Raw genomic sequence first — 23,030 nt, 5'->3', positions numbered from 1 at the left:
CCCCCCGCCCGCCGTGTTGGTGTGCGTGGCGCCGAACGGTCCTGAGCTGGGCTCCGACCACCGGCGCCGGCGACCCGTTCGAGCGTCGCGGGTCGCCCTCCGGTGGGAAAGAAGCGTCAACCCGGATGCCGGCCCTTGACGCGGCCCCGGGCTGCCAGGCACGCTGACACCCAGCAAGACACCGCGCTTGCGACGGCCACGATGTGGGTATGACAGCGGCGGCACCATCGCCGCGTCGACCCGAGCGGCCCGTGGGGACGTTGCGTTCCGAGCGGCCCGGCAGACCCCGGTTTACGGGGGCCGAGGCGCGTTCCGCAAACGACCTGCGGGGTGGGCTGGACAGCGGTTAGCCTCTCGGCTACACTGCTAGTTTGCGCTGCCTTCCGACTTGACCCCTGCTCGGAAATGTCCGTTTACGGATATTTCTGGTGGGGTCATTGGAGTGCACGCGTACCAGCCGTTCTGCAGCACCGGTCCTCGGAAGGACGCATCTTGGCAGCTTCCCGCCCTGCGAAGACCAGTCGTACGTCGAGCGCATTCGCTCCCCGCCGAGTTTCATTCGGCAGGATCACCGAACACCTCGAGGTCCCCAACCTCCTTGCCATCCAGAACGAGTCCTTCGACTGGCTCGTCGGCAACGAGGCTTGGCAGGGCCGGTCGGCGGACGACCCGCACGCACGCTCGGGTCTCGCGGAGATCCTTGAAGAGATCAGTCCCATTGAGGACTTCTCCGGCACCATGTCGCTCTCCTTCTCAGCGCCGCGCTTCGACGAGGTCAAGGCCTCGATCGAGGAGTGCAAGGAGAAGGACCTGACCTACTGCGCTCCGCTCTTCGTGACCGCGGAGTTCACCAACAACACCACTGGCGAGATCAAGAGCCAGACGGTGTTCATGGGTGACTTCCCGATGATGACGCCCAAGGGCACCTTCGTCATCAACGGCACCGAGCGCGTCGTGGTCAGCCAGCTCGTCCGGTCTCCGGGCGTGTACTTCGACAAGCAGCCGGACAAGACCTCCGACCGCGACCTCTCCAGCGTCAAGGTCATCCCGAGTCGGGGTGCCTGGCTGGAGTTTGACATCGACAAGCGCGACACGGTCGGCGTTCGCATCGACCGTAAGCGTCGGCAGGCCGTCACCGTCCTGCTCAAGGCCATCGGCTGGTCGGCCGAGCGGATCCGTGAGCGGTTCGGCTGGTCCGAGCTGCTGATGACCACGCTCGAGAAGGACCACATCGCCGGCCAGGACGAGGCCCTGCTAGACATCTACCGCAAGCTGCGCCCTGGCGAGCCGCCGACGCGTGAGAACGCCCAGACCCTGCTCGACAACCTCTTCTTCAACCCGAAGAGGTACGACGTCGCCAAGGTCGGGCGCTACAAGTTCAACAAGAAGCTCGAAGTCGACGTGCCGATCACCACCGGCACGCTGACCGAGGACGACATCGTTGCCACCGTGGAGTACCTGTGCCGGCTGCACGCCGGTGAGGACGGCTACGAGGCCGACGACATCGACCACTTCGGCAACCGTCGCCTGCGTACCGTGGGTGAGCTGATCCAGAACCAGGTCCGAGTCGGCCTGTCCCGGATGGAGCGGGTCGTCCGCGAGCGGATGACCACGCAGGACGTCGAGGCGATCACCCCGCAGACCCTGATCAACATCCGCCCGGTGGTGGCGGCGATCAAGGAGTTCTTCGGGACGTCCCAGTTGTCCCAGTTCATGGACCAGACCAACCCGCTGGCGGGTCTCACCCACCGGCGCCGGCTGAGCGCGCTCGGCCCGGGTGGTCTGTCCCGGGAGCGGGCCGGCTTCGAGGTCCGCGACGTGCACCCGTCCCACTACGGCCGGATGTGCCCGATCGAGACGCCGGAAGGCCCGAACATCGGCCTGATCGGCGCGCTGTCCACCTTCGCCCGGGTCAACCCGTTCGGCTTCATCGAGACGCCGTACCGGAAGGTCGTCGAGGGTCGGGTCACCGACCAGATCGACTACCTGACCGCGGACGAGGAGGACCGGTTCGTCAAGGCCCAGGCCAACGCGCCGCTGAAGGCTGACGGCACGTTCGCCGAGGACCGGGTTCTCTGCCGTCGTAAGGGCGGCGAGACCGAGGACGTCGTCCCCAGCGCCGTCGACTACATGGACGTCTCGCCCCGGCAGATGACCTCGGTCGCGACCGCCATGATCCCGTTCCTCGAGCACGACGACGCCAACCGGGCACTGATGGGCGCGAACATGCAGCGCCAGGCGGTGCCGCTGGTCAAGGCCGAGGCGCCGCTCGTGGGCACGGGCATGGAATACCGGGCCGCGGTCGACGCTGGCGACGTGGTTGTCGCCGAGGTCGGCGGTGTGATCGAGGATCTCTGCGCCGACTACGTCACCATCCACCAGGATGACGGCCACCGCCGGACGTACCTGCTGCACAAGTTCCGCCGCTCCAACGCCGGCTCCTGCGTCAACCAGAAGCCGGTGGTCTTCGAGGGCGACCGCGTCGAGGCCGGTCAGGTCATCGCCGACGGGCCGTGCACCGACGAGGGCGAGATGGCGCTCGGGCGCAACCTGCTCGTGGCCTTCATGACCTGGGAGGGGCACAACTACGAGGACGCGATCATCCTGTCGCAGCGCCTCGTGCAGCAGGACGTGCTCACCTCGATCCACATCGAGGAGCACGAGGTCGACGCTCGGGACACCAAGCTCGGCCCGGAGGAGATCACCCGCGACATCCCGAACGTCAGCGAGGAAATGCTCGCTGACCTCGACGAGCGCGGCATCATCCGGATCGGTGCCGAGGTCGTCCCCGGTGACATCCTGGTCGGCAAGGTCACGCCCAAGGGTGAGACCGAGCTGACCCCGGAGGAGCGACTGCTCCGCGCGATCTTCGGTGAGAAGGCGCGCGAGGTTCGGGACACCTCGCTGAAGGTGCCGCACGGCGAGACCGGCACGGTCATCGGTGTGCGGACGTTCTCCCGCGAGGACGGCGACGAGCTGCCGCCGGGTGTCAACGAGCTGGTGCGGGTCTACGTCGCCCAGAAGCGCAAGATCCAGGACGGCGACAAGCTCGCCGGCCGGCACGGCAACAAGGGTGTCATCTCGAAGATCCTGCCGATCGAGGACATGCCGTTCCTGGAGGACGGCACCCCGGTCGACATCGTGCTCAACCCGCTGGGTGTGCCGAGCCGGATGAACATCGGCCAGGTGCTGGAGACCCACCTCGGTTGGGTCGCCAAGACCGGTTGGAAGGTCGAAGGCGACGACGCCGATTGGAAGCGGCAGCTGCGCTCGATCGACGCGCACGAGTCCGAGGGTGACACGAACGTGGCCACCCCGGTCTTCGACGGCGCCCGGGAGGCCGAGATCTCCGGCCTGCTGGCGTCCACGCTGCCCAACCGTGACGGCAACCAGCTGATCGGTTCCAGCGGCAAGGCGCAGCTGTTCGACGGTCGTTCCGGTGAGCCTCTGCCGGACCCGATCGCGGTCGGCTACATCTACATCCTGAAGCTCAACCACCTGGTCGACGACAAGATCCACGCTCGGTCGACCGGCCCGTACTCGATGATCACGCAGCAGCCGCTGGGTGGTAAGGCGCAGTTCGGTGGTCAGCGTTTCGGTGAGATGGAGTGCTGGGCGATGCAGGCGTACGGCGCCGCGTACGCCCTGCAGGAGCTGCTCACGATCAAGTCCGACGACGTGCTCGGCCGGGTGAAGGTCTACGAGGCCATCGTCAAGGGCGAGAACATCCCGGAGCCGGGCATCCCGGAGTCGTTCAAGGTGCTGCTCAAGGAGCTGCAGTCGCTGTGCCTCAACGTTGAGGTGCTCTCCAGCGACGGCGTGGCCCTGGAGATGCGCGAGACCGACGACGAGGTGTTCCGGGCCGCTGAGGAGCTGGGCATCGACCTGTCCCGGCGCGAGCCGAGCTCGGTCGAAGAGGTCTGAGGTGAGCGGTCGGGGGCCGGTCAGCCGGCCCCCGACCCCACCCGAGAATTAGCAGTACAGACGACGACATAGGGGACATAGTGCTCGACGTCAACTTCTTCGACGAGCTGCGCATTGGTCTCGCCACCGCCGACGACATCCGTCAGTGGTCGCACGGCGAGGTCAAGAAGCCTGAGACGATCAACTACCGCACCCTGAAGCCGGAAAAGGACGGGCTCTTCTGCGAGAAGATCTTCGGTCCGCAGCGGGACTGGGAGTGCTACTGCGGTAAGTACAAGCGCGTCCGGTTCAAGGGCATCATCTGTGAGCGCTGCGGCGTCGAGGTGACTCGCTCCAAGGTCCGTCGTGAGCGGATGGGGCACATCGAGCTCGCTGCTCCGGTGACCCACATCTGGTACTTCAAGGGCGTTCCGAGCCGGCTGGGCTACCTGCTGGACCTCGCCCCCAAGGACCTCGAAAAGATCATCTACTTCGCCTCGTACGTCGTGACGAGCGTGGACGCCGAGTCGCGTCACCGTGACCTCTCGACGATCGAGAACGAGATCCTGGCCGAGAAGCGGCAGTCCGAGAACAGCCGCGACTCGGAGATCGAGAAGCGGGCCGCCAAGCTCGAGGCCGACCTGGCCGAGCTGGAGGCCGAGGGTGCCAAGGCGGACGTCCGGCGCAAGGTCAAGGAGGGCGGAGAGCGCGAGATGCGCCAGATCCGCGACCGGGCCCAGCGCGAGATCGACCGCCTGGACGAGGTGCTGGACACCTTCCGCAAGCTGGAGCCGAAGCAGCTGGTCACCGACGAGCTGCTCTACCGCGAGCTGCGCGACCGGTTCGGTGAGTACTTCACCGGATCCATGGGCGCTGAGGCGATCAAGGCGCTGGTCCAGAACATGGACCTCGACGCCGAGGCCGAGAGCCTGCGGGAGACCATCCGGTCCGGCAAGGGTCAGCGGAAGATCCGGGCGCTCAAGCGGCTCAAGGTCGTGGCGGCGTTCCTGAACACCCGCAACTCGCCGCTCGGCATGGTGCTGGACTGCGTCCCGGTCATCCCACCGGACCTGCGCCCGATGGTGCAGCTCGACGGTGGCCGTTTCGCGACCTCGGACCTGAACGACCTGTACCGCCGCGTGATCAACCGGAACAACCGCCTCAAGCGACTGATCGACCTCGGTGCTCCCGAGATCATCGTCAACAACGAGAAGCGGATGCTCCAGGAGGCCGTCGACGCACTGTTCGACAACGGCCGTCGCGGCCGGCCGGTCACCGGCCCGGGTAACCGCCCGCTCAAGTCGCTGTCCGACATGCTCAAGGGCAAGCAGGGCCGGTTCCGGCAGAACCTGCTGGGCAAGCGCGTCGACTACTCCGGCCGTTCGGTCATCGTGGTCGGCCCGAAGCTCAAGCTGCACCAGTGCGGTCTGCCCAAGCAGATGGCGCTGGAGCTGTTCAAGCCGTTCGTCATGAAGCGGCTGGTCGACCTCAACCACGCGCAGAACATCAAGTCCGCCAAGCGGATGGTCGAGCGTCAGCGCCCGGTCGTGTGGGATGTGCTGGAAGAGGTCATCGGCGAGCACCCGGTGCTGCTCAACCGGGCGCCGACCCTGCACCGCCTGGGCATCCAGGCCTTCGAGCCGCAGCTGGTCGAGGGCAAGGCGATCCAGATCCACCCGCTGGTCTGCACCGCGTTCAACGCCGACTTCGACGGTGACCAGATGGCGGTGCACGTGCCGCTGTCCGCCGAGGCTCAGGCCGAGGCACGGATCCTGATGCTGTCGTCGAACAACATCCTCAAGCCGGCCGACGGTAAGCCGGTCACCATGCCCACCCAGGACATGGTCATCGGTCTCTACCACCTCACCCACGTCACCGCCGGTGAGAAGAAGGGCGAGGGCCGGGCGTTCAGCTCGGACGCCGAGGCGCGGATGGCCTTCGACAACGGCGAACTGCACCTGCAGGCGCTCGTGAAGATCCGCCTCCGGGACGTGGTCGGGGTCGACAACGGTGCTGGCGCCGAGGCGTGGACCGCCCCGGAGGGCTGGGTCGAGGGTGAGCCGTTGACCGTCGAGACCACCCTGGGTCGGGTGCTGTTCAACGAGACGCTGCCGCAGGGCTACCGCTTCGTGAACTACGAGATCCGCAAGGGTCAGCTCTCCGCGATCGTCAACGACCTCGCCGAGCGCTTCCCCAAGGTGGCGCTGGCCGCCACCCTGGACGGGCTCAAGGAGGCCGGTTTCCACTGGGCCACCTGGTCCGGCGTGACGATCGGCATGGAGGACGTCATCGCTCCGCCGCGCAAGGCGGAGATCCTGGCGCGGTACGAGACGGAAGCCGACCGGATCGACAAGCAGTACCAGCGTGGTCTGATGACCGCCGAGGAGCGTCGCGGCGAGCTCATCACGATCTGGACCAAGGCGACCAACGAGGTCGCCAAGGAGATGGACACCGCGCTGCCGCAGGAGAACCCGCTGTGGAAGATGATCCACTCGGGTGCCCGCGGTAACCTGCTCCAGCTCCGGCAGATCGCGGCGATCCGTGGTCTGGTGGCCAACCCGAAGGGTGAGATCATCCCGCGGCCGATCAAGGCCAGCTACCGGGAGGGTCTGTCCGTTCTGGAGTACTTCATCTCCACGCACGGTGCCCGTAAGGGTCTCGCCGACACCGCCCTGCGGACCGCCGACTCGGGTTACCTGACTCGTCGTCTGGTGGACGTCTCGCAGGACGTCATCATCCGCGAAGAGGACTGCGGCACCGACCGGGCGATCCCGATGCAGATCGGCGAGAAGCTCGACGGCAAGCTCGTCGTCCACACCCACGCCGAGACCAGCGTGCACGCCCGGACCCTGGCCGACGACATCAAGGGGCCGGACGGCACCGTGGTCGCCGAGCGCGGTCAGGACATCAACTCCATCGGGGTCGACAAGATCGTCGCCGCCGGGGTGGAGACGGTCCGAGTGCGCAGCGTGCTCACCTGTGAGTCGAAGCTGGGCGTCTGCGCGGCCTGCTACGGCCGGTCGCTCCCGACCGGCAAGTCGGTCGACATCGGCGAGGCGGTCGGCATCATCGCCGCCCAGTCCATCGGTGAGCCCGGTACGCAGCTGACGATGCGTACCTTCCACACCGGTGGTGTCGCGGGTGAGGACATCACCCAGGGTCTGCCCCGTGTGCAGGAAATCTTCGAGGCCCGGGTCCCGAAGGGTAAGGCGCCCATCGCCGATACCCCGGGTCGGATCCGGATCGAGGACGGCGAGCGCTCGCGGAAGATCATCGTGGTGCCGGACGACGGCAGCGAAGAGATCGTCTACGACAAGATCTCGAAGCGGGTCAAGCTCCGGACCCACGACGGCGGTCACGTCGCGGTCGGCGAGAAGCTGACCGAGGGCACCATCGACCCGCACGAGCTTCTGCGGATCATGGGTCCGCGGGCGGTTCAGGTCCACCTGACCAGTGAGGTCCAGGAGGTCTACCGCTCGCAGGGTGTGCTCATCCACGACAAGCACATCGAGATCATCATCCGCCAGATGCTCAAGCGGGTGACGGTCATCGACTCCGGCTCGACCGAGTTCCTGCCGGGTGTGCTGGTCGACCGGGCGTTGTTCGAGTCGGAGAACCGCCGGCTCGTCTCGGAGGGCGGCGAGCCCGCCGCCGGTCGTCCGGTGCTGATGGGTATCACCAAGGCCTCGCTGGCCACCGACTCCTGGCTCTCGGCGGCCTCCTTCCAGGAGACCACCCGGGTGCTGACCGACGCTGCGATCAACTCGCGTAGCGACTCGCTGGTCGGCCTCAAGGAGAACGTGATCATCGGAAAGCTCATCCCGGCCGGTACGGGCATCAGCAAGTACCGCAACGTCCGGGTGGAGCCGACCGAGGAGGCCAAGGCCAAGGTCTACTCGATGACCGGGTACCCGGAGACCGACTACGGCTTCGGGCCGGCCAGCGGGCAGGCTGTGCCGCTGGACGACTTCGACTTCGGGTCGTACCGCTAAGCACCAAGTCACGCGACGAGGCCCCCGGCATCCGCCGGGGGCCTCGTCGCGTCCGGACCCACCCACCCCCGGTCCGAGTTCGGCATGATGGGGGAATGACGACCGCACCCGGGCAGGTGTCCGTCGCGCAGGAGGGCCTGCGCCACCCGCTGGACCCGGATCCGGCCCGCGCCACGAAGGCGCGGGCGGTTTTCGCGCTGGGGCTGCTCGGCCTGCTCACCGGGCTGTTCATCGGCGGGGTGGTGCCGGCGACCGTGGCGCTGCAACTGGCCAGGCAGGCACGCCGCGAGGCGTACTCCTCGGGGGGTTTCCTGACCGGCGGGGCCTGGCTGCGGCGGGGTGAGCAGATGGCCTGGGCCGGCCTGGTGTTGGTCGCCGTCAGTGTGGTGGCCGTGGTGGTGATCGGGGTCGTGCGGATGGCCGGCACCCCATTCGGCCACGACTACCCGGCGAACATGGACTGAGCCGCCCGTGGCCGCGCCCGGCGCGGGCGGCGGCACTCTCGGCGGTAGCCTGGCCGGTGTCCGCCGTGCGGTGGTGGCGGCCTTTCGACAGGAGGACCTCGTGACGGATCCGGCGCGGCCCCCTGCGGACGAACCGGCCGGCCATCCCGATGCGCCGGCCCCGTCCGAGCCGAACGACTGGGCGCGACCCGGCCCGAGCAGCGAGCCGCACCCACCCGCGTCCGCACCGGGTTGGGGCGCGTCGCCGTCTCCCGTGCCGCCCTCCGGCTGGGCCACGGCCGGTCCGCCCGGCTCCGGTCAGCCGTACCCGGTCTCCGGGCCGGCGACCCCGACGCCGTCCGGTTGGGGTCCGCCGGCGTCGGCGCCGCCGGGTTGGGGTCCGCCGACCCCGGCGCCGCCGGGTTGGGGTCCGCCGGCGTCGGCGCCCCCCGGTTGGGGTCCGCCGTCGTCGGGGCCGGGCATGCCGGCCGGTTGGGGTCCACCGCCGGGCCATGCCCCCGCCTGGGGTGGCCCGTCGGCGCATCCGGTGCCACCGCCCACCGATGACCAGCGCCGGCCGCCGAAGCGGGTGGAGGCGGTGCCTGGTACGCCGTTCGGCGTCGTGCACCTGGACGTGGCGCCGGTCACCTCCGGGCTGGCCATCGGGGCGCTGGTGGCCGGGGTCGCGTCGGTCCTGGTCTCGCTGCTGGTGATCTGTTTCGGGGTGGCCTTCGCGAACGACGGTGGGGCCTGGGCTTCCGGAGCGTTCGCGGTGCTCGGGTTGCTGGCCGGCGTGGCGGCGGTCGTCGCCGGTCTGCTCGGTCAGCGGCAGATCCGCCGGCCGGCCGCGCCCTCTGCGGTCCGGTTCACCGGCCGAGGGCTGGCGGTGGCGGGGATCAGTTGTGGCGCGGCCGGGGCGCTGCTCAGCCTCCTGGGCCTGGGTCTGGCACTGCTTCTCGCCCTGACGTGAGCCTGATCACCGGCCGGCCCGGTGTCTGAGCCGGCTGATCGCAGCTCCCGGGGGATCCTCCTGGCGCCCGCCCCCGGGGGCGACGGGTGGCCGCCCGGGGAAGCCGGTACACTTGTGTCTGTAGGTGCCCATCGCGGGCGACGGGGCAGGACGAGATTCGGCCGGCGGGTGTGAGACAGTCGCCGGGCCCTTCCGTTTTGACCTGGGCGGTTGTGGTAGGTACTCTTTCCCCTTGTGCCCGGGCATGCCCGGGCAACTCGTGCGTGCGCTGTTCCCGGAGTCCGGGCGGCGGCACGACAAACCAAGGATCCGGTCCGGGGCGACCCGCGCGCCGGTGACACAAACCCGGTCGCACGCGAAAGCGTCCGCAACGGGACCGTGAAGAGGGCGACACGCCCGACCGCGGGTGCCGGGGTCTCCGCAAGGTGGCTCTGGTCGGAATGTAGGAGAGCCGGTCATCAGGCCGGTTAACGAGCAGACGGCGCGGCCGCGGATGCGGCCGAAGGGAGCGGAGAAACCCGGTGCCCACGATCCAGCAGCTGGTCCGAAAGGGCCGCCAGGCAAAGACGAGCAAGACCAAGACCCCGGCGCTGAAGGGTTCCCCTCAGCGGCGCGGCGTGTGCACCCGCGTGTACACCACCACCCCGAAGAAGCCGAACTCGGCGCTGCGCAAGGTCGCTCGTGTGAAGCTCAGCAGCCAGATCGAGGTGACCGCCTACATCCCCGGCGTCGGTCACAACCTGCAGGAGCACTCGATCGTGCTCGTTCGCGGCGGCCGGGTGAAGGACCTCCCCGGCGTGCGTTACAAGATCGTTCGCGGATCGCTGGACACCCAGGGTGTCCGCAACCGCAAGCAGGCGCGCAGCCGTTACGGCGCGAAGAAGGAGAAGAGCTGACATGCCGCGTAAAGGACCCGCTCCGCGGCGGCCGCTGGTCGCTGACCCGGTGTACAACTCGCCGCTGGTCACCCAGCTGGTGAACAAGATCCTGCTGCGCGGCAAGCGTCAGCTCGCCGAGACCATCGTGTACGCCGCCCTCGAGGGCTGCCGCGAGAAGTCCGGCACCGACCCGGTCGTCACCCTCAAGCGGGCGATGGACAACGTGAAGCCGACCCTTGAGGTGCGCAGCCGTCGTGTCGGTGGCGCCACCTACCAGGTGCCGGTCGAGGTCCGCCCGACCCGGGCGACCACCCTGGGCCTGCGTTGGCTGGTCACCTACTCCCGCGCTCGGCGTGAGAAGACCATGGTCGAGCGGCTGATGAACGAGCTGCTGGACGCGAGCAACGGTCTCGGTGCCGCCGTCAAGCGGCGCGAGGACACGCACAAGATGGCCGAGTCCAACAAGGCCTTCGCGCACTACCGCTGGTAACACCCTGGTTCCGGCGCCCGACGGGCGCCGGAACCGCCACCAGTTGAGTCGAGACGACGATAAGTAGGGATTGAAGTGGCCGCCGCAGACGCGCTCGCCAAGGTACGCAACATCGGCATCATGGCGCACATCGATGCCGGTAAGACCACCACCACCGAGCGAATCCTGTTCTACACCGGCATCACGTACAAGATCGGTGAGGTCCACGAGGGCGCCGCCGTCATGGACTGGATGGAGCAGGAGCAGGAGCGTGGTATCACCATCACCTCCGCTGCTACCAAGTGTGAGTGGAAGGGCCACACGATCCAGATCATCGACACGCCTGGCCACGTCGACTTCACGGTCGAGGTCGAGCGGTCGCTGCGGGTCCTGGATGGTGCGGTCGCGGTTTACGACGGTGTCGCCGGCGTCGAGCCGCAGACGGAGAACGTCTGGCGGCAGGCCGACAAGTACAACGTCCCGCGCATGTGCTTCGTCAACAAGCTCGACCGGACCGGCGCCGACTTCTTCCGCTGCGTGCAGATGATGATCGACCGGCTGAACGCCACCCCGCTGGTGCTCCAGATCCCGATCGGGCTCGAGGGCGACCACATCGGTGTCGTCGACCTGATCGGCATGCGCGCTCTCACCTGGCGCGGGGAGACCCAGAAGGGTGAGGACTACGCGGTTGAGGAGATCCCGGCCGAGCTGGCCGACTCCGCGGCCGAGTGGCGCGAGAAGCTGATGGAGACCCTCGCCGACGTCGACGACGCGGTGATGGAGAAGTACCTGGAGGGCGAAGAGGTCTCCGTCGAGGAGATCAAGGCCGCCGTCCGGCGTGCCACCATCGCCGGCAAGGCCAACCCGGTGCTCTGCGGCTCGGCGTTCAAGAACAAGGGCGTCCAGCCCATGCTCGACGCCGTGGTCGACTTCCTGCCGTCGCCGCTGGACGTTCCGGCCATCGAGGGTACGGCCGTCGACGGCGAGACCCCGCTGCTGCGCAAGCCGTCCAACTCGGAGCCCTTCTCCGGCCTGGCCTTCAAGATCCAGACGGACAAGCACCTCGGCAAGCTCACCTACGTGCGGGTCTACTCCGGCACGCTCGATTCCGGTTCCCAGGTGGTCAACTCCACCAAGGACCGCAAGGAGCGCATCGGCAAGATCTACCAGATGCACGCCAACAAGCGGGAAGAGCGTCCGTCGGCGCAGGCCGGCGACATCATCGCCGTCCAGGGTCTCAAGCAGACCACCACCGGCGACACGCTCTCGGACCCGGCGAACCCGGTCATCCTGGAGTCGATGACCTTCCCGGAGCCGGTCATCTCGGTGGCGATCGAGCCGAAGACCAAGTCCGACCAGGAGAAGCTGGGCACGGCCATCCAGCGCCTGGCCGAGGAGGACCCGACCTTCCGCGTCCAGCTGGACGAGGAGACCGGTCAGACGGTCATCTCCGGCATGGGTGAGCTGCACCTGGACATCCTGGTCGACCGGATGCGCCGCGAGTTCAACGTCGAGGCCAACGTCGGCAAGCCGCAGGTGGCGTACCGCGAGACCATCCGCCGCAAGGTGGAGAAGGTCGAGTACACCCACAAGAAGCAGACCGGTGGTTCCGGCCAGTACGCCCGCGTGATCGTGAGCGTCGAGCCGCTGCCGCTGGACAACGACTCGCCGACGTACGAGTTCGCCAACGCCGTCAGCGGCGGCCGCATCCCCCGGGAGTTCATCCCGTCGGTGGACGCGGGTGCGCAGGACGCGCTGCAGTACGGCACCCTGGCGGGCTTCCCGCTGGTCGGCGTCAAGCTGACCCTGCTGGACGGCCAGTACCACGAGGTCGACTCGTCGGAAATGGCATTCAAGATCGCCGGCTCGATGGTGATGAAGGACGCGGCCCGCAAGGCCGATCCCGCACTGCTCGAGCCGATGATGGCCGTTGAAGTCACCAGTCCTGAAGAGAACATGGGTGACGTCATCGGTGACCTCAACTCCCGCCGCGGCATCATCCAGGCGATGGAGGAGCGCAGCGGCGCCCGCATCGTCCGGGCTCTGGTGCCGTTGTCGGAGATGTTCGGCTACGTCGGCGACCTGCGGTCGAAGACCCAGGGCCGGGCTAGCTACAGCATGCAGTTCGACTCCTACGCCGAGGTTCCGCAGAGCGTCGCGAAGGAGATCATCGCCAAGGCAACGGGCGAGTAACGCCCTGAGCAGGTGATTCGTGGTTGGTCGCGGGAGGGTTCACCCGCTCGCGGCCACCACGATCGGATCGCGTGAGACCGGGCCTGTAGGCTTCATCGCCGCAGAACCCACAATGGCTTCCCGGCCGTCAGGCCGGAAAGGCTGTCGACAGAGTCCTAAGCGCCGACCGGCGCGCCGGGCGTACGAACCAAGAAGTCCACAGGAGGACACCAGTGGCGAAGGCTAAGTTCGAGCGGACTAAGCCGCACGTCAACATCGGCACCATTGGTCACATCGACCACGGTAAGACGACGCTGACGGCGGCCATCACCAAGGTCCTGCACGACCAGTTCCCGGACCTGAACCCCTACACGCCGTTCGACGAGATCGACAAGGCGCCGGAGGAGAAGGCCCGCGGTATCACGATCTCGATCGCGCACGTCGAGTACCAGACCGAGGCGCGGCACTACGCGCACGTCGACTGCCCCGGCCACGCGGACTACATCAAGAACATGATCACCGGTGCCGCGCAGATGGACGGCGCGATCCTGGTGGTCGCGGCGACCGACGGCCCGATGCCGCAGACCCGCGAGCACGTGCTGCTGGCCCGTCAGGTTGGTGTGCCGTACATCGTCGTGGCGCTCAACAAGAGCGACATGGTCGATGACGAGGAGCTCCTGGAGCTCGTCGAGCTCGAGGTTCGTGAGCTGCTCTCCTCGCAGGAGTACCCGGGTGACGACCTGCCGGTCGTTCGGGTTTCGGCGCTGAAGGCCCTCGAGGGTGACCCCGAGTGGACCGGCAAGCTGCTGGACCTGATGACCGCGGTCGACACCTCGATCCCGCAGCCGGAGCGCGAGGTCGACATGCCGTTCCTGATGCCGGTTGAGGACGTCTTCACGATCACCGGTCGTGGCACCGTCGTCACCGGTCGCGTGGAGCGCGGCGTTCTCCTGCCGAACGAGGATGTTGAGCTCGTCGGTATCAAGGAGAAGAGCTTCAAGACCAAGGTCACCGCGATCGAGATGTTCCGGAAGACCCTGGACGACGCCCGCGCAGGTGAGAACGTCGGCCTGCTGCTGCGTGGCACCAAGCGCGACGAGGTCGAGCGCGGCATGGTCGTCGTGAAGCCGGGCTCGAACACCCCGCACACGGAGTTCGAGGCGACGGTCTACATCCTCTCCAAGGAGGAGGGCGGCCGGCACACCCCGTTCTTCCAGAACTACCGCCCGCAGTTCTACTTCCGGACCACGGACGTCACCGGTGTCGTCACCCTCCCCGAGGGCACCGAGATGGTCATGCCGGGTGACAACACCACCATGTCGGTGAAGCTGATCCAGCCCATCGCCATGGAGGAGAACCTCAAGTTCGCGATCCGCGAGGGTGGCCGCACCGTCGGCGCCGGGTTCGTCACCAAGATCATCAAGTGAACTAGGTAACCCCGATTAGGCCCGCCGCCGGTCGTGCGGCATACTAGTCAGGTTGCGTAACGACAGTTCGTCGCCTGTGTTCGGCTTACGCTGAACCTCCGGGTGACGAGGCAGTCGAGCGTGGGGTGGTTGGCGGCCCAGTCGCCAACCACCCTCGCACGGCGTTCAGGTCGCGGTAATGCGATCGGCGCCTTGACCCACCGCGTGGTCAGCACCGCTCCGGAGCATCGGGGCGGAGCCTGATCCGAGGGCGCGACACGCCCGACCGCGGGGGTCGGCGAAGTGGGCCTGTACCAGCCGGTACAGGCGCCCGCAACACAGCGGCATCGAGAGAAGGAACAGAAGCCACCATGGCGGGACAGAAGATCCGCATCCGGCTCAAGGCCTATGACCACGAGGTCGTCGACTCCTCGGCTCGGAAGATCGTCGAGACGGTGACGCGCACCGGGGCGCAGGTCGCGGGCCCGGTGCCGCTGCCCACGGAGATCAACCGTTTCTGCGTTATCCGCTCGCCGCACAAGTACAAGGACTCGCGCGAGCACTTCGAGATGCGCACGCACAAGCGGCTGATCGACATCATCGACCCGACCCCGAAGACGGTCGACTCGCTCATGCGCCTCGACCTGCCGGCTGGCGTCGACATCGAGATCAAGCTGTAGGGACCGGACAAATGGACAGGCAAGTCAAGGGGATCCTGGGCGCCAAGCTCGGCATGACCCAGGTCTGGGACAACAACCGCGTTGTTCCCGTGACCGTGGTCGAGGCCGGCCCGTGCGTCATCAGCCAGGTTCGTAGCGCCGAGAAGGACGGTTACTCCGCGGTCCAGCTGGCGTACGGCAACATCGACCCGCGCAAGGTGAAGAAGCCGATCAGCGGGCACTACGCCAAGGCGGACGTGGCGCCGCGCCGGCACATCGTCGAGCTGCGCACCACGGACGCTGGGGAATACTCGCTCGGCCAGGAAGTCACGGTCGAGGAGTTCCCGGCCGGCGTCACCATCGACGTCACCGGCAAGACCAAGGGCAAGGGCTTCGCCGGCGCCATGAAGCGGCACGGCTTCCACGGTCTGGGCAGCAGCCACGGTGTCGAGCGCAAGCACCGTTCGCCCGGTTCCATCGGCGCCTGCGCGACCCCGGGTCGCGTCTTCAAGGGCACCCGGATGGCCGGCCGGATGGGTGGCGTTCGGTACACCGTGCAGAACCTGACCGTCCAGGCGGTCGACACCGAGAACAACCTCCTGCTCGTCCGTGGTGCCATCCCTGGTCCCAAGGGCGCGCTGGTTCTGGTCCGTACCGCGGCCAAGATCAAGGTGAAGAAGGGCGGTGCGGCCAAGTGACCACCGTTGACGTGCGCACCGTCGAAGGCACCACCAGTAGCTCGGTCGAGCTGCCGGCGGACATCTTCGACGTGCAGGCCAACGTCGCGCTGATGCACCAGGTCGTGGTGGCCCAGCTCGCGGCGGCCCGACAGGGCACGCACAAGACCAAGACTCGGGCCGAGGTCGCCGGTGGCGGCAAGAAGCCTTACAAGCAGAAGGGCACCGGTCGCGCCCGGCAGGGCTCGATCCGCGCGCCGCAGTTCGCCGGCGGTGGCGTCGTGCACGGTCCCGTGCCGCGTGACTACAGCCAGCGGACCCCGAAGAAGATGAAGGCCGCCGCACTGCGCGGTGCCCTCTCGGACCGGGCTCGCGCCGGGCAGGTGCACGTCGTCGAGGCGTTCGTCTCGGGCGAGAAGCCGTCGACCAAGGCGGCCCTGGCCACGCTGACCAAGCTCACCGAGGCCCGTCGGGTCCTGGTCGTGCTGAGCAGCACCGACGAGCTGAACTGGGTGTCGCTGCGCAACGAGCCGCGCGTGCACCTGATCGAGTCCGGCCAGCTCAACACGTACGACGTGTTGGTGGCTGACGACGTGGTCTTCACCAAGGACGCCCTGGACGAGTTCCTGGGCGTGCCCGCCGAGACCACCGAGGAGGGTGGCAAGTGAGCACGATCGCCGACCCGCGCGACATCATCGTGGCGCCGGTCGTCTCGGAGAAGAGCTACAGCGAGCTGAACCGGAACTGGTACACCTTCCTGGTGCACCCGGACGCGAACAAGACCGAGATCAAGATCGCTATCCAGCAGATCTTCAACGTCCGCGTCCTGACGGTCAACACGCTCAACCGCCAGGGTAAGCGCAAGCGCACCAAGACCGGTTTCGGTCAGCGCAAGGCGACCAAGCGGGCGATCGTGAAGCTGGCTGACGGTGACCGCATCGAGGCCTTCGGCGGCCCGGTCAGCTGAGGGGTGTAGACAATGGCTATCCGTAAGTACAAGCCGACGACGCCGGGCCGACGTGGCTCGAGTGTCGCTGACTTCGCCGAGATCACCCGGTCCACGCCGGAGAAGTCGCTGCTGGTTCCGCTGCCGAAGAAGGGCGGGCGTAACGCCCACGGCCGGATCACCACGCGGCACCACGGCGGCGGTCACAAGCGCCAGTACCGTCTGATCGACTTCAAGCGGGTCGACAAGGACGGCGTGCCGGCGAAGGTCGCTCACATCGAGTACGACCCGAACCGCACGGCGCGCATCGCGCTGCTGCACTACGCCGACGGCGAGAAGCGGTACATCATCGCGCCGAAGGACCTGAAGCAGGGCGACCGCGTCGAGTCCGGTCCGGGCGCCGACATCAAGCCCGGCAACAACCTGCCGCTGCGCAACATCCCGGTCGGTACCACGATCCACAACGTGGAGCTGCGTCCGGGTGGCGGGGCCAAGCTGGCCCGGTCCGCCGGTGTCGGCATCCAGCTGCTCGGCCGTGAGGGCGCGTACGCGACCCTGCGTATGCCGTCCGGCGAGATCCGGCGTGTGGATGTTCGCTGCCGCGCCAGCGTCGGCGAGATCGGCAACGCCGACCAGTCGAACATCAACTGGGGTAAGGCCGGCCGTATGCGGTGGAAGGGCAAGCGCCCGACCGTCCGTGGTGTCGCCATGAACCCGGTCGACCACCCGCACGGTGGTGGTGAGGGTAAGACCTCCGGTGGTCGCCACCCGGTCAACCCGCAGGGTAAGCCCGAGGGCCGCACCCGCCGTAAGGGCCAGCCGAGTGACCGGCTGATCGTCCGCCGTCGCTACGCCACGCGTAAGCGCGGCTGAGGGAGATAAGACATGCCTCGCAGCCTGAAGAAGGGCCCGTTCGTCGACGACCACCTGCTCAAGAAGGTGGAAGTCCAGAACGACAAGGGCTCGAAGAACGTGATCAAGACCTGGTCGCGGCGCTCGACGATCATCCCGGAGATGCTGGGGCACACGATCGCCGTGCATGACGGACGCAAGCACGTCCCGGTGTTCGTGACCGAGGCGATGGTCGGGCACAAGCTCGGCGAGTTCGCGCTGACCCGCACTTTCAAGGGTCACGAGAAGGACGACCGGAAGAGCCGTCGGCGCTGACGCCGCGGGCATACGGATAGAGGGAACAAGGGGTTACAGCGATGCCAGGAAAGGGCGACGCTCCGGTGCTTCCGGGCGCGCGGGCGGTTGCGCGGCACGTGCGCATCTCGCCGATGAAGGCGCGCCGGGTGGTCAACCTCGTCCGCGGCCTGCCCGCGAAGGAGGCGCTCACGGTGCTGCAGTTCGCGCCGCAGGCTGCGAGCGAGCAGGTGTACAAGGTGCTCGCTAGCGCGATCGCCAACGCGGAGAACAACGAGCGGCTGGACCCCGACGCGCTGCTCGTCAGCGAGGCCTTCGTGGACGAGGGCCCGACGATGAAGCGGTTCCAGCCGCGGGCGCAGGGTCGGGCGTACCGGATCCGCAAGCGCACCTGCCACATCACGGTGGCGGTCGAAGCGGTCGCGCCGGCAGCGCCGAGGAAGGCCGCGGCGAAGAAGGCCGCCCCGGCCACGGAGGCCGCACCGGCCGAAGCGCAGAGCAAGACGGAGGACGCCGAGTAATGGGTCAGAAGGTTCACCCCACTGGGTTCCGGCTCGGCATCTCGACCGACTGGAAGTCCCGCTGGTTCGCGGACAAGCTCTACAAGGACTACATCGGCGAGGATGTCAAGATCCGCCGCATGATGTCCAAGGGCCTCGAGCGTGCCGGCATCTCCAAGGTCGACATCGAGCGCACCCGCGACCGGGTCCGGGTCGACATCCACACCGCCCGGCCGGGCATCGTCATCGGCCGTAAGGGTGCGGAGGCCGACCGGATCCGCGGCGAGCTCGAGAAGCTCACCGGCAAGCAGGTTCAGCTGAACATCATCGAGGTGAAGAACCCCGAGTCGGACGCTCAGCTGGTTGCGCAGGGCGTAGCCGAGCAGCTGTCCAGCCGGGTCAGCTTCCGTCGGGCGATGCGCAAGGCCATGCAGTCGGCGATGAAGAACCCGGTCTGCAAGGGCATCCGGGTTCAGGTCTCGGGTCGCCTCGGCGGCGCCGAGATGAGCCGGACCGAGTTCTACCGTGAGGGCCGGGTTCCGCTGCACACGCTGCGGGCCAACATCGAGTACGGCTTCTTCGAGGCCCGTACCACGTTCGGTCGGATCGGTGTGAAGGTCTGGATCTACAAGGGCGACGCCGTCCCGGGCCGGGAGGCTCCGGCCGAGGCCGGTCCGTCCCGCCCGCGTCGTGGTGAGCGTGGCGACCGTCCCGAGCGTCCGCGTCGTGGTCGGTCGGGTTCGTCCGGCACCACGGCCGGTGGCACCGAGGCCGGGCGGGCTGCTGCGACCACCATCGCGCAGCAGGCCGAGACGCCGAGCGGCGAGCCGGTGGACAGCGCAGCTGTCGCCGCCGCGGCTGCTCCGGCAGAAACGCAGCAGGAGGGCTGACAGATGCTGATGCCGCGCAAGCCCCCGAAGGGCTTCCGCAAGCCGCACCACCCGGACCGCAGTGGCGCGTCCAAGGGTGGTAACCGGGTGGTGTTCGGCGAGTTCGGGATCCAGGCTCTCGAGCCGGCGTACGTGACGAACCGGCAGATCGAGTCGGCACGTATCGCGATGACTCGCCACATCAAGCGTGGTGGCAAGGTCTGGATCACGATCTTCCCGGACCAGGCCCTCACCAAGAAGCCTGCCGAGACCCGGATGGGTTCCGGTAAGGGTTCGCCCGAGTGGTGGGTCGCCAACGTCAAGCCGGGGCGGGTTCTCTTCGAGATGTCCTTCCCCAACGAGCAGACCGCGCGAGAGGCCATGCGTCGCGCGATCCACAAGCTCCCGATGAAGTGCCGCATTGTTACGCGCGAAGTGGGTGAATCCTGATGGCAGCGGGCGTTAAGGCGACCGAGCTGCGTGAGCTCTCCGAAGAGGAGCTGGTCACGAAGCTGCGGGAGGCCAAGGCGGAGCTGTTCAACCTCCGCGTGCAGGCCGCAACCGGGCAGCTCGACAACAACCGGCGGTTGCAGGTCATCCGTCGGGAGATCGCCCGGATCTACACGATCATGCGTGAGCGCGAGCTGGGGCTCTCGGCCGCGCCGACTGAGGTGACTGCATCATGACCGAAGAGACCGCCACCGCCGCCGCGCGGTCGCGCCGCAAGGTCCGCGAGGGCCTGGTGATCAGCGACAAGATGGACAAGACCGTCGTGGTCGAGGTCGAGGACCGGGTTCGGCACGCGCTGTACGGCAAGATCATGCGTCGTACGGCCAAGCTGAAGGTGCACGACGAGCAGAACGCCGCCGGCACCGGTGACCGGGTTCTCATCATGGAGACCCGGCCGCTGAGCGCCACCAAGCGTTGGCGGATCGTGGAGATCCTGGAAAAGGCCAAGTAGCGAAGGCTCGAGCTCGCCCGGCGTTGCGTCGGGCGTAGGTTCCGCCAGGCTCCGGCCGGCCGCTACGGCGGCCGGAGAACCGGCAGACATAGGAGATAGACGTGATTCAGCAGGAGTCGCGACTGCGCGTCGCCGACAACACGGGTGCTCGGGAGATCCTGTGCATCCGGGTTCTCGGTGGCTCGGGTCGGCGCTACGCGAGCATCGGCGACGTCATCGTGGCCACGGTCAAGGACGCGATCCCGGGTGCCGGTGTGAAGAAGGGCGACGTCGTCAAGGCGGTCGTCGTTCGCACGGCCAAGGAGAGGCGTCGGCCGGACGGCTCGTACATCCGCTTCGACGAGAACGCCGCCGTCATCATCAAGGACGGCGGGGACCCGCGTGGAACCCGCATCTTCGGCCCGGTGGGCCGGGAGCTGCGGGACAAGCGGTTCATGAAGATTATTTCCCTCGCGCCGGAGGTGTTGTGACCGTGAAGGTCAAGAAGGGCGACACGGTCGTCGTCATCGCCGGCAAGGACAAGGGTGCCAAGGGTAAGGTCATCCAGGCCTTCCCGCGGCAGGACAAGGTCCTGGTCGAGGGCGTGAACCGGGTCAAGAAGCACACCCGCATCAGCACCACCCAGCGTGGCGCCAAGACCGGCGGCATCGTCACTCAGGAGGCCCCGATCCACGTCTCGAACGTGCAGGTCCTGGACTCCGACGGCAAGCCGACCCGCGTCGGTTACCGGATCGACGACAACGGCCAGAAGGTCCGCATCGCGCGTAGCACCGGTAAGGACCTGTGATGACCACGGCTACCGAAAAGACCCTGCCGCGCCTCAAGGAGCGGTACCGCAACGAGATCGTGGCCCAGCTGCGCGAGCAGCGCAGCTACGGCAACCCCATGCAGGTGCCGCGGCTGGTCAAGATCGTCGTCAACATGGGTGTCGGCGAGGCTGCTCGCGACGCCAAGCTGATCGACGGCGCGGTCCGCGACCTCGCCACGATCACCGGCCAGAAGCCGCAGGTGCGGCGGGCGACCAAGTCCATCGCGCAGTTCAAGCTCCGCGAAGGCATGCCGATCGGTGCGAAGGTGACCCTTCGCGGCGACCGGATGTGGGAGTTCCTGGACCGGCTGCTGTCCATCTCGCTGCCGCGTATCCGCGACTTCCGCGGTCTGGACGGGCGCAAGCTGGACGGGCACGGCAACTACACGTTCGGTCTGACCGAGCAGTCGGTGTTCCACGAGATCGACCAGGACCGGATCGATCGCCAGCGGGGCATGGACATCACGGTGGTCACGACCGCCACGACCGACGACGAGGGCCGGGCGCTGCTCAAGCTCCTGGGCTTCCCGTTCAAGGAGAACTGAGATGGCCAAGAAGGCGCTGATCATCAAGGCGGCCGCGAAGCCGAAGTTCTCGGTTCGCGCGTACACCCGCTGCCAGCGGTGCGGGCGTCCGAAGGCGGTCTACCGCAAGTTCGGGCTCTGCCGGGTCTGCATCCGGGAGATGGCCCACCGCGGTGAGCTGCCGGGCGTGTCCAAGGCTTCCTGGTAAGGGCGACCGCGTCCCGGCCGTCGGCCGGGAACTCCTGCACCGATTAGGTATTGCTCTTCGCCGTAGGCCCGGGGCTGATGCCCCGGGAACCCCGGCGAGAAAGGCTGACGAAATCCATGACGATGACCGACCCGATCGCAGACATGCTCACGCGTCTGCGTAACGCCAACCAGGCGTACCACGATCAGGTGAAGATGCCCTACTCCAAGATCAAGGCGAACATCGCCGAGGTCCTGAAGGCCGAGGGTTACATCGCCACCTGGTCGGTCGAGGAGCCCGAGGAGGGCGCCGTCGGCAAGCGACTGGTCGTCGAGCTGAAGTACGGCCAGAACCGCGAGCGGAGCCTGGCCGGCATCAAGCGCGTGTCCAAGCCCGGTCTCCGGGTGTACGCCAAGTCGGACGGGCTCCCCCGGGTGCTCGGTGGGCTGGGCGTGGCGATCATTTCGACGTCCCAGGGGCTGCTGACCGACCGGCAGGCCCGCAAGCGGAGTGTTGGCGGGGAAGTCCTCGCCTTCGTCTGGTAACGGGAGACAGGTAGAAATGTCGCGAATTGGACGTAAGTCGATCCCGGTACCAGCCGGCGTCGATATCACGATCGACGGGCAGACCGTCAAGGTCAAGGGCCCCAAGGGCCAGCTGGAGCACACTCTCGCCGAGCCGATCACGGTCGAGCGGGCCGAGGATGGCCAGCTGAGCGTCAACCGGCCGAACGACGAGCGCAAGGCCAAGGAACTCCACGGCCTGAGCCGTACGCTGGTTGCCAACATGATCGTCGGGGTTACCGAGGGCTACCGCAAGAGCCTGGAGATCGCCGGCACCGGTTACCGGGTCACCGCCAAGGGTTCGGACCTCGAGTTCGCGCTCGGGTTCTCGCACCCGGTGGTCGTCCCCGCCCCGGCGGGCATCACCTTCACGGTGGAGCGGCCGACCCTGTTCCACGTGGCTGGCATCGACAAGCAGCAGGTCGGTGAGGTCGCCGCCAACATCCGGAAGATCCGTCCGCCGGAGCCCTACAAGGGCAAGGGCGTGAAGTACCAGGGCGAGGTCATCCGCCGCAAGGCTGGAAAGGCAGGTAAGAAGTGAGCGCCACGCTGCTCAAGCGCCGCCGCGGTGTCGCCGCCAAGCGCGCCGTTGGGCGTGCGCGTCGACACTTCCGCGTCCGCAAGAACGTCAGTGGTACGGCCGAGCGTCCGCGCCTGGTCGTCACCCGTTCGCTGCGGCACATGGTCGCCCAGATCGTCGACGACACCAAGGGTCACACCCTGGCGTCGGCGTCGACCCTGGACGCCTCGCTGCGCGGTACGGAGGGCGACAAGAGCGCCCTGGCTGGCAAGGTGGGCGCGCTGCTCGCCGAGCGGGCCAAGGCCGCCGGCGTCTCCAAGGTCGTCTTCGACCGCGGTGGCAACCGGTACGCGGGGCGAGTCGCCGCGCTTGCCGACGCCGCCCGCGAAGCCGGGCTCGAGTTCTAACAACCCCGTCACGAGAGATAAGGAAGGCTG

General features: G+C 67.6%; 26 protein-coding genes. All 26 read left to right on the top strand.

Translation table 11 applies throughout. The features are described from left to right. The first annotated feature begins 492 nt into the window (after window positions 1–492). The 26 genes from rpoB (at window position 493) to rplR (ending at window position 23,000) form a co-directional block, all read left to right on the top strand. A complete protein-coding gene (gene rpoB, locus C7C45_RS08705; protein ID WP_110563103.1) occupies window positions 493–3,924 on the top strand; it encodes a DNA-directed RNA polymerase subunit beta in 3,432 nt (1,143 codons plus the stop codon). A gap of 80 nt (window positions 3,925–4,004) precedes the next feature. Beyond that, entirely contained in the window at window positions 4,005–7,895 is a 3,891-nt protein-coding gene (locus C7C45_RS08700; RefSeq protein ID WP_110563102.1) for a DNA-directed RNA polymerase subunit beta', read from the top strand. Between the two features lie 95 nt (window positions 7,896–7,990). Further along, the gene (locus C7C45_RS08695; RefSeq protein ID WP_110563101.1) at window positions 7,991–8,359 is read left to right on the top strand and encodes a hypothetical protein; all 369 of its coding nucleotides are present in this window, start codon (window positions 7,991–7,993) and stop codon (window positions 8,357–8,359) included. A 568-nt stretch (window positions 8,360–8,927) separates the two neighbouring features. Continuing rightward, the gene (locus tag C7C45_RS08685; protein WP_110563100.1) at window positions 8,928–9,308 is read left to right on the top strand and encodes a hypothetical protein; all 381 of its coding nucleotides are present in this window, start codon (window positions 8,928–8,930) and stop codon (window positions 9,306–9,308) included. A gap of 521 nt (window positions 9,309–9,829) precedes the next feature. After that, window positions 9,830–10,204 carry a 30S ribosomal protein S12 gene (gene rpsL / locus C7C45_RS08680; RefSeq protein WP_014440718.1) on the top strand — a complete coding sequence of 125 codons (375 nt, stop codon included), beginning with the start codon at window positions 9,830–9,832 and terminating at the stop codon, window positions 10,202–10,204. Between the two features lies 1 nt (window position 10,205). Continuing rightward, entirely contained in the window at window positions 10,206–10,676 is a 471-nt protein-coding gene (gene rpsG / locus C7C45_RS08675) for a 30S ribosomal protein S7 (protein ID WP_030489583.1), read from the top strand. Between the two features lie 75 nt (window positions 10,677–10,751). Further along, window positions 10,752–12,848, top strand: coding sequence for an elongation factor G (gene fusA / locus C7C45_RS08670; protein ID WP_110563099.1), 2,097 nt, complete (start codon window positions 10,752–10,754; stop codon window positions 12,846–12,848). Window positions 12,849–13,060: 212 nt separating this feature from the next. Then, window positions 13,061–14,254, top strand: coding sequence for an elongation factor Tu (gene tuf / locus C7C45_RS08665; protein ID WP_110563098.1), 1,194 nt, complete (start codon window positions 13,061–13,063; stop codon window positions 14,252–14,254). A 350-nt stretch (window positions 14,255–14,604) separates the two neighbouring features. Further along, complete coding sequence (rpsJ, locus tag C7C45_RS08660; protein ID WP_007073037.1) at window positions 14,605–14,913, top strand: 30S ribosomal protein S10; 309 nt, start codon at window positions 14,605–14,607, stop codon at window positions 14,911–14,913. 11 nt (window positions 14,914–14,924) lie between these two features. Beyond that, window positions 14,925–15,590: a 50S ribosomal protein L3 gene (gene rplC / locus C7C45_RS08655; protein ID WP_110563097.1), complete on the top strand. Its 666-nt coding sequence runs from the start codon at window positions 14,925–14,927 to the stop codon at window positions 15,588–15,590. Continuing rightward, on the top strand, window positions 15,587–16,237 hold the full coding sequence (rplD, locus tag C7C45_RS08650; protein WP_110563096.1) for a 50S ribosomal protein L4: 651 nt from the start codon (window positions 15,587–15,589) through the stop codon (window positions 16,235–16,237). The genes rplC and rplD overlap by 4 nt, the downstream gene beginning before the upstream one ends. Beyond that, window positions 16,234–16,536 (top strand): 50S ribosomal protein L23, encoded by a 303-nt coding sequence (gene rplW / locus C7C45_RS08645; RefSeq protein WP_007465304.1) that lies wholly within the window; start codon window positions 16,234–16,236, stop codon window positions 16,534–16,536. Before rplD ends, rplW begins: the two co-directional genes overlap by 4 nt. 12 nt (window positions 16,537–16,548) lie before the next feature. After that, window positions 16,549–17,388, top strand: coding sequence for a 50S ribosomal protein L2 (rplB, locus tag C7C45_RS08640; RefSeq protein ID WP_110563095.1), 840 nt, complete (start codon window positions 16,549–16,551; stop codon window positions 17,386–17,388). Between the two features lie 12 nt (window positions 17,389–17,400). Next, complete coding sequence (gene rpsS / locus C7C45_RS08635) at window positions 17,401–17,682, top strand: 30S ribosomal protein S19 (RefSeq protein WP_007465299.1); 282 nt, start codon at window positions 17,401–17,403, stop codon at window positions 17,680–17,682. A 41-nt stretch (window positions 17,683–17,723) separates the two neighbouring features. Continuing rightward, window positions 17,724–18,182 (top strand): 50S ribosomal protein L22, encoded by a 459-nt coding sequence (gene rplV / locus C7C45_RS08630; RefSeq protein ID WP_007465297.1) that lies wholly within the window; start codon window positions 17,724–17,726, stop codon window positions 18,180–18,182. Further along, window positions 18,182–19,051: a 30S ribosomal protein S3 gene (rpsC, locus tag C7C45_RS08625; RefSeq protein WP_007465294.1), complete on the top strand. Its 870-nt coding sequence runs from the start codon at window positions 18,182–18,184 to the stop codon at window positions 19,049–19,051. The genes rplV and rpsC overlap by 1 nt, the downstream gene beginning before the upstream one ends. A 3-nt stretch (window positions 19,052–19,054) precedes the next feature. Then, window positions 19,055–19,480 carry a 50S ribosomal protein L16 gene (rplP, locus tag C7C45_RS08620; RefSeq protein ID WP_053653940.1) on the top strand — a complete coding sequence of 142 codons (426 nt, stop codon included), beginning with the start codon at window positions 19,055–19,057 and terminating at the stop codon, window positions 19,478–19,480. Further along, window positions 19,480–19,716 (top strand): 50S ribosomal protein L29, encoded by a 237-nt coding sequence (rpmC, locus tag C7C45_RS08615; protein WP_007465283.1) that lies wholly within the window; start codon window positions 19,480–19,482, stop codon window positions 19,714–19,716. Before rplP ends, rpmC begins: the two co-directional genes overlap by 1 nt. Then, window positions 19,713–19,991, top strand: a complete 279-nt coding sequence (gene rpsQ / locus C7C45_RS08610; protein WP_030489590.1) for a 30S ribosomal protein S17 — start codon at window positions 19,713–19,715, stop codon at window positions 19,989–19,991. The genes rpmC and rpsQ overlap by 4 nt, the downstream gene beginning before the upstream one ends. Window positions 19,992–20,092: 101 nt before the next feature. Continuing rightward, window positions 20,093–20,461 (top strand): 50S ribosomal protein L14, encoded by a 369-nt coding sequence (rplN, locus tag C7C45_RS08605; protein WP_007465279.1) that lies wholly within the window; start codon window positions 20,093–20,095, stop codon window positions 20,459–20,461. Beyond that, complete coding sequence (gene rplX / locus C7C45_RS08600; RefSeq protein ID WP_184178719.1) at window positions 20,458–20,778, top strand: 50S ribosomal protein L24; 321 nt, start codon at window positions 20,458–20,460, stop codon at window positions 20,776–20,778. Before rplN ends, rplX begins: the two co-directional genes overlap by 4 nt. Next, the gene (rplE, locus tag C7C45_RS08595; RefSeq protein WP_110563094.1) at window positions 20,778–21,344 is read left to right on the top strand and encodes a 50S ribosomal protein L5; all 567 of its coding nucleotides are present in this window, start codon (window positions 20,778–20,780) and stop codon (window positions 21,342–21,344) included. The genes rplX and rplE overlap by 1 nt, the downstream gene beginning before the upstream one ends. Before the next feature lies 1 nt (window position 21,345). Further along, entirely contained in the window at window positions 21,346–21,531 is a 186-nt protein-coding gene (locus C7C45_RS08590) for a type Z 30S ribosomal protein S14 (RefSeq protein WP_007465272.1), read from the top strand. A gap of 116 nt (window positions 21,532–21,647) precedes the next feature. After that, a complete protein-coding gene (gene rpsH / locus C7C45_RS08585) occupies window positions 21,648–22,055 on the top strand; it encodes a 30S ribosomal protein S8 (protein WP_007465270.1) in 408 nt (135 codons plus the stop codon). 16 nt (window positions 22,056–22,071) lie between these two features. Then, on the top strand, window positions 22,072–22,614 hold the full coding sequence (gene rplF, locus C7C45_RS08580; RefSeq protein ID WP_088950233.1) for a 50S ribosomal protein L6: 543 nt from the start codon (window positions 22,072–22,074) through the stop codon (window positions 22,612–22,614). Next, the gene (rplR, locus tag C7C45_RS08575; protein WP_110563093.1) at window positions 22,611–23,000 is read left to right on the top strand and encodes a 50S ribosomal protein L18; all 390 of its coding nucleotides are present in this window, start codon (window positions 22,611–22,613) and stop codon (window positions 22,998–23,000) included. Before rplF ends, rplR begins: the two co-directional genes overlap by 4 nt. Window positions 23,001–23,030 lie beyond the last annotated feature (30 nt).

It is taken from the genome of Micromonospora arborensis (assembly GCF_003205615.1).
Classification (GTDB): Bacteria; Actinomycetota; Actinomycetes; order Mycobacteriales; family Micromonosporaceae; genus Micromonospora; species Micromonospora arborensis.
Note: the sequence above shows the minus strand (reverse complement) of the source record. Positions and strands in the feature narration are given on the sequence as shown.